General features: G+C 72.6%; 1 protein-coding gene. It reads right to left on the reverse strand.

Going from position 1 to position 1,366, the window contains the following annotated elements; genetic code table 11:
- On the reverse strand, nucleotides 1-1,117 hold a 1,117-nt coding region (locus EAD98_RS29385; RefSeq protein WP_199723610.1), incomplete at its 3' end, for a MoxR family ATPase.
- Nucleotides 1,118-1,366: the final 249 nt, after the last annotated feature.

Here is a 1,366-nt window from a genome sequence, read left to right on the forward strand (position 1 = left end):
CCAGGGCGACTACGCCGGCCTGCTGCCCGGGCCAGCCGGCGCCCGGCGGCGGGGCGGTCGACGGGCTGGCCTGCTGCCGGGGAGCGACCGCCGGGAGCGGGATGGTGGACATCACCCGGTGCACGATGTGGTCGGCCGGCACGTCGTCGGCGAGCGCGTCGTAGCTGAGCACCAGCCGGTGCCGCAGGATGTCCGGGGCGATGTCCTGCACGTCCTGCGGCAGCGCGTAGTCCCGCCCACGCAGCAGCGCCAGCGCACGGGTGGCCCGGACCAGGCCGAGCGAGGCGCGCGGACTCGCCCCGTACTGGATCAGCTGGGCGACGTCGGGCATGCCGTGCTCGGCAGGCGCGCGGGTCGCCAGCACCAGCCGGACCGCGTAGTCCACCAGGGCGTTGTGCACGAAGACCTGGTCCGCCTTGCGCTGAAGGGCGATCAGGTCCGGCGTGTCGAAGATCGCCGTCGGCTCCGGCGGGGCGACGCCCATCCGGTAGACGATCTCCCGCTCCTCGGCGTCGGTCGGGTAGCCCACCACGATCTTCATGAGGAACCGGTCCCGCTGCGCCTCCGGCAGCGGGTAGACGCCCTCCTGCTCGATCGGGTTCTGGGTGGCCATCACCAGGAACGGGTCGGGCACCCGGTGGCTCTCCCCGCCGATGGACACCTGCCGCTCGCTCATCACCTCCAGCAGCGCCGACTGCACCTTGGCCGGGGCCCGGTTGATCTCGTCGGCGAGCAGGAAGTTGACGAAGACCGGGCCCAGCTCGACGTCGAACTTCTCGCTCGACTGCCGGTAGATCCGGGTGCCCATGATGTCGGCCGGCACCAGGTCCGGGGTGAACTGCACCCGGGCGAAGGACCCGCCGACAACCTTGGCGAGCGTCTCCACGGCCAGGGTCTTGGCCACCCCGGGCACCCCTTCGAGCAGGCAGTGGCCCCGGGCGAGCAGCGCGACGAACATCCGCTCCACCATCCGGTCCTGCCCGACGATGACCCGTTTGATCTCGAACAGCGCCCGCTCCAGCAGGGTGGCGTCCTGCGCGGGTGTGGTCACCGGCGCGGGGTCCGCCGGGACCGCCCCGTTCGGCGTCGGGGCGTCGGGCATGGTCGGCTGGGCCACCGGTCCTCCACAGCGTTGGTCGGTCGTCGCGGCTGGTGCGGTATCAAGACTCGCACGCCTTCCTGAGTGTCGAGGTGGGGAGAAGCCGATTTTCGCCGCGCCGTCCCCAGCAGCCGAATCGCCCGTCCCGGGGTGGACACGGACCGGCCCGTCGCGTGTACCATTCACCCCGTCGCCGGGCGGCTCCCCCCGTGGCCGCCCGGCGCTCAAGCCCCCCGGCCCGCCGTCCTAGACTGGCCCGGATGAGCA

The sequence above is a fragment of the Micromonospora sp. CV4 genome (genome assembly GCF_003667455.1).
In the GTDB taxonomy this organism is placed as follows: Bacteria; Actinomycetota; Actinomycetes; order Mycobacteriales; family Micromonosporaceae; genus Micromonospora.